This is a genomic window from Methanosaeta sp. UBA356 (genome assembly GCF_002496465.1).
GTDB classification, from domain to species: Archaea; Halobacteriota; Methanosarcinia; order Methanotrichales; family Methanotrichaceae; genus Methanothrix; species Methanothrix soehngenii.
In genome coordinates, this window is the sequence record NZ_DAKC01000107.1 from 7,714 (window position 1) to 12,092 (window position 4,379).

At 52.1% G+C, this 4,379-nt stretch carries 5 protein-coding genes and 1 pseudogene; 3 read left to right on the plus strand and 3 right to left on the minus strand.

The window, feature by feature from the left end:
• From BP727_RS10040 to BP727_RS10050, 3 genes and pseudogenes are all read right to left on the minus strand, one after another.
• Positions 1-464, minus strand: a pseudogene (locus tag BP727_RS10040) (sulfurtransferase); the annotation flags it as partial.
• A gap of 16 nt (positions 465-480) precedes the next feature.
• A complete protein-coding gene (locus tag BP727_RS10045) occupies positions 481-861 on the minus strand; it encodes a putative zinc-binding protein (RefSeq protein ID WP_013720508.1) in 381 nt (126 codons plus the stop codon).
• A gap of 34 nt (positions 862-895) precedes the next feature.
• Complete coding sequence (locus BP727_RS10050; RefSeq protein WP_013720507.1) at positions 896-1,132, minus strand: thioredoxin family protein; 237 nt, start codon at positions 1,130-1,132, stop codon at positions 896-898.
• Positions 1,133-1,710: 578 nt separating this feature from the next.
• On the opposite strand from BP727_RS10050, the gene BP727_RS10055 reads away from it, so the two are divergent.
• The 3 genes from BP727_RS10055 (at position 1,711) to BP727_RS10065 (ending at position 4,222) form a co-directional block, all read left to right on the plus strand.
• Entirely contained in the window at positions 1,711-3,210 is a 1,500-nt protein-coding gene (locus tag BP727_RS10055) for a DUF2193 domain-containing protein (protein WP_013720506.1), read from the plus strand.
• Positions 3,211-3,272: 62 nt separating this feature from the next.
• Positions 3,273-3,482 carry a DUF2180 family protein gene (locus tag BP727_RS10060; RefSeq protein WP_013720505.1) on the plus strand — a complete coding sequence of 70 codons (210 nt, stop codon included), beginning with the start codon at positions 3,273-3,275 and terminating at the stop codon, positions 3,480-3,482.
• The gene (locus tag BP727_RS10065) at positions 3,479-4,222 is read left to right on the plus strand and encodes an MIP/aquaporin family protein (RefSeq protein WP_342674289.1); all 744 of its coding nucleotides are present in this window, start codon (positions 3,479-3,481) and stop codon (positions 4,220-4,222) included. Before BP727_RS10060 ends, BP727_RS10065 begins: the two co-directional genes overlap by 4 nt.
• The last annotated feature ends 157 nt before the right edge of the window (positions 4,223-4,379 follow it).

The window sequence follows — 4,379 nt, forward strand, 5'->3', positions numbered from 1 at the left end:
TCATCTGCATCATCTGCATCATCGACTTCATCCAGCGGCAAGAGCATCTCTCTTGCCTTGAGGCTGCGGGTCATGTTGATCTGCAATTCCTTCAGCTTTAGCGGGGCGGCAATCTGAACATCCTTGGCCTCTTCTGCCTCTGCCTGCGGGACGCTATCGGGCGCCACTGCACTCTCGTTTTCCTCACCTTTTTCATCCTCTGCGCCCTGGGAGGAGTTCATCCCCCAGCGGATCTCCCTGGACTTCTTGGCCCAGTTGGTTCCAGCTGACTGCTGGGTAGCGGTTACATTGCCTATCTCATCCAGCTTGGCCATAGGATCCCAGCCGCCGTTGGAGTCGTCGCACCCCCCTCCTAAAGATGCGCATTCCGCACCGGCAGATGCGCTCTCTATGAGGACCAGGGCCGCCAAAAGCGTCCCGCAGAGAACGCCCATCGTAATCAAAATTGGTCTCAGTTTACTCATCCAATTCACCTCGACTTCAGGCGGCCAGCTCCTCTTTAACCTGCTCTACCACCTTAGAGCACACGTCCTGGTCAATAGAGAGGTCCTGAGTCTTCTCTATGCCCAGCTCAGTCACAATGATCTGTATGGCCGGCTCTATTTCCAGATGCTGCAGGGTCTTGGCAGCGCATTGCACCGGACAGCCATCAATGGATATCATCATTCCTGCTTCCCGTGCCGACTTTACCATTGCCTCGATATGAGCGGCCACTGCCGCCAGGCAGAAGAATCCTGCCACGTCCTCTTTCGACAGATCGACTGCCGCCTGATTAGCGATCTGGCCGACATTGCACGCTCCGGAGCAGGCCACCACCCGCACGTCCGAGGAGCTGCAACTGCACTTTTTTTTCTCGTCCATTGGTGACACCATTATATTTTCCAATTATGCGCATTTATCTCTTGAGCATCCGTTTAAGCTCTTCCACAGTTGCCGTTCTCCCTGTCAAGACCGATTTTCCATCTATATATAGGGCTGGTGTCATCATCACTCCTCGATCCATGATCTCCTGGATGCTGTCCACCTTGATGATCTCTGCATCAGTCCCCGATTCTTCCACTGCCTTCTGTACGTTCTTCAGCAGGCTCTTGCACTTAGCACAACCTGTTCCCATTACCTCGATCTTCACCATCTGATTTCACCGTTGGAGGTTAATTGTTCATTCTCTTGTTGTCTGATTCTCAGCCTCTTCTATTGTCTTCTGCCATCTCGCTCCGAATCCCGGATCTACAATTCCAGTATTTTAGCCAATCGAAAGTGCGAGATGGCTATTCTTATATTAGCTTATCGCAATAACACGATGATAAGATCATCGATCATTTGCAGCCAGAGCTCAAAACACAAGCTCTTTGTTCTCCGCATCATCGGATAGGTTCGGCGCCGCGATCCATTATGCTTGCCAAGTCTTGCTCATCCTCTGAGCTGATTGATGCAGATGCTAGTCGATTATCATGAAACTGGAATCTCGGCACATAAAATATGATCCAAGCCCAAAAAGGAGAGCAACTCGCAATCCCCTACCTTTCAAATATTGGATAATGGTAATACATATATCTGATCAGCTCCATATAGTAATAATGGTATCCGCAGGAGGCAGGATACAACCAATCGGAACTGAGGCTTTAAGAATGTTTTATTGCTGATGCTCAGGATATGGTGCTCAGGATATCATGGGAGAATTGCGGCCTCCGATTGATAGGGGTGAGGAAGATGTCTGAACTATACCGTAAGATGGTAGAAGAGGCCATGGCAGCCCAGCGGGCAGATGTGGAGACGGTCAAGAGAAAGAGAGGGCAGAGCTTTGAGGTAGAGGATGCCAAGGCCTATCTGGATGTAGTGAACAAGATGAAGGCCATTGAAGGCCAGTCCAAATCGGTCATCGCTCTGCATGTGGACTCGGTCAACTCTCATTATGAGGTCATGAAGTCCCTGACCAAGACCATAAGACCGGAGGACGATCCGTTTGTCGAGCATTACCAGACCCCTGCCATCCTCGAAATATTGTGTGAGCAGGACGAGAGCTTCAAAAAGAGCCTTAAGGCCTTCATCGATGGGGTGGGAAGATCAGAGGCTCTGATCGGGCTTGAGGCAGCCCGCAGATATGCAGGATTTTACGGTCCGACCTGTGTGGTGGACTTTGCCCTGATTCCAGGCAGCACGAGCAACGTGGTCAACAGGATCCTGAAGACCATTGATATTCCTGACGTCCATAAGCAGGCAATACTGGCTGCCAAATCCTGGGGCATGAACACCTCCTATGGCATAGGCGAGGTCTTTGCCCAGGAAGCAGAGAAAGGAACCAGTCTGGCAGAAGCGGTAAGAAAGGAGATCGATGAGATCAAGTACATCTACGAGAGTCCCATTGAGGCCCAGGGAAAGCTCATGGATGCCGCAGGCCACCAGTCCTTTGATGTTCGCAAATACATGACCGAGTACAAGAAGAGGATGATGCCCGCGGTCAGGGCGGCGATGAATGAAGGGGTTCACTATGGGAACATCCTCACAATTCCTGCTTATTGTGTGGGGGATATCGCCCATCATATATCCCAGTCCACCTTCAACATGTGCAAGGATGACGTCATAATGGCTGTCATCGAGGCAGTCACTGAGGTCATGGGCTCCACCCTCAATAACTCTCTGGACAGTTTCAAGAACGAGCACCAGCCTCTGAACCTGGCCACTGGTGCCGCCGCTTCCGCAGTCGAGTATATAGCAGAGCTGGACGGCTTCAACGCCATAGGCATAGTGGACCTTCTCACCAAGAGGTTCCATAACTATGTGCAGCTCTATCCCACCAGAGGAGCAGCAGCTGAGCTGCATAACTGCGACTTCATGGATATGATCTACCGGGGATGGAAGGTGCTTGACAAGGCCAGAAGACTGAAGAACGGCCTGGGCGGCAAGCTCGTCCCCAGGATATCGGGCTTCGATGTGGACCTTGAGCCCATTCACAGAAATGAGGTTCTCATGAATCCCCAGCGTTATGCCTATCCGGCCTGCGCCATCACCGTGCGCTTCTCTGCTCTGATGAGGCTGTCTGACTATCCCTGCCTCCTTACCAGCGAGCCGGTGACGGCTACGATGATGACCAACATCATCGCCCTGCATAAGGAGATTCCAGCATCACCCGCCAGGGTATGCAAGAACTGCGCTTCTGCGGCGCTGGTCGACTTCAGGCACTCCTACTGCCAGTACAGAGAAGCAGTATGAGGCAGCATCAAACAGCAAGAAAAGAAGCTTATTGAATTCCAATCAAGGTTGATGGTGGATATATGAAATGCTATCTTTGTGCTCTGGCTCAAAAGGATACTGATGCGGTGGCCATCTGCATACTCTGCGGAATGGGGGTCTGCATGGATCACCTGGTCAGAGAGGAGCTGGAAATTTGGGAGGGAGGCTATCCCTTCCCCTCCAAGAAGATGAAGCGAACGCTGCCCCGTATTCTCTGCAAGCCATGCTATGCTGCATATCATGAGGGATGAACATGTCACTGGCAAAAAGGTCCATTGCCGAGGCGGTCGGGACTTTCATCCTGGTTTACTTCGGGGCAGGCGCAGCAGCGATAACCCTGATGATCTCCCAGGGATCAAGCCCGCCCAACCCATTTAACATAGGCATAGGCACCCTGGGAGGACTGGGGGATTGGTTTGCCATAGGAATGGCTTTTGCCATCGCCATTGCAGCTTCTATATATGCATTGGGCAGGATTTCAGGAGCCCATCTGAACCCAGCTGTGACGATAGCCCTCTTGGCCACGAGGAGATTTTCCCTGGGAGATGCCATTCCTTATATCCTGGCCCAGCTGGTGGGCGCATCCGTCGCCAGTTTCCTGTTTGCCGCCAGCGTGGGCATGGATGCCGTCACAGTAGGTGGTCTGGGAGCCACAGCGCCATTTCCAGGAATCGGATACTGGCAGGCGGTAATGGTGGAGGCCATAGGCACCTTTCTGCTCATGCTGACCATCATGGGAGTGGCTGTGGACAGGCAAGCTCCGCCGGGATTTGCGGGGCTGGTGATCGGCCTGGTGGTAGGGGGGATAATCACCACCATCGGGAACATCACAGGCTCATCTCTCAATCCGGCAAGAACCTTCGGGCCCTACCTTGGGGATTACATCCTGGGCGGAAATAGCCTGTGGCATTTCTTCCCTATATACATCATCGGGCCGGTAGCAGGAGCTCTGATCGCCGCCTTCCTGTACGACTATCTCTCGGCAGAATAATTTTTTTTGATATTTTTTTTGCTTATAACGTCGGGGTGTAGTGGCAGAGAAGACCCCTCTCCTTCAGGGGAGGGGATGAATCGTGCCCCACCGTTGTGTAGAAAACTATAAACACAATCAACCGCATAAAAAGCATCTATGCTCAAGGCATATAAAT

Excerpts from the sequence above, each read along its gene's own strand:
- BP727_RS10050 (WP_013720507.1), bottom strand. The coding sequence starts at position 1,132 with ATGGTGAAGATCGAGGTAATGGGAACAGGTTGTGCTAAGTGCAAGAGC.
- BP727_RS10055 (WP_013720506.1), top strand. The coding sequence starts at position 1,711 with ATGTCTGAACTATACCGTAAGATGGTAGAAGAGGCCATGGCAGCCCAG.
- BP727_RS10045 (WP_013720508.1), bottom strand. The coding sequence starts at position 861 with ATGGACGAGAAAAAAAAGTGCAGTTGCAGCTCCTCGGACGTGCGGGTG.
- BP727_RS10065 (WP_342674289.1), top strand. The coding sequence starts at position 3,479 with ATGAACATGTCACTGGCAAAAAGGTCCATTGCCGAGGCGGTCGGGACT.
- BP727_RS10060 (WP_013720505.1), top strand. The coding sequence starts at position 3,273 with ATGAAATGCTATCTTTGTGCTCTGGCTCAAAAGGATACTGATGCGGTG.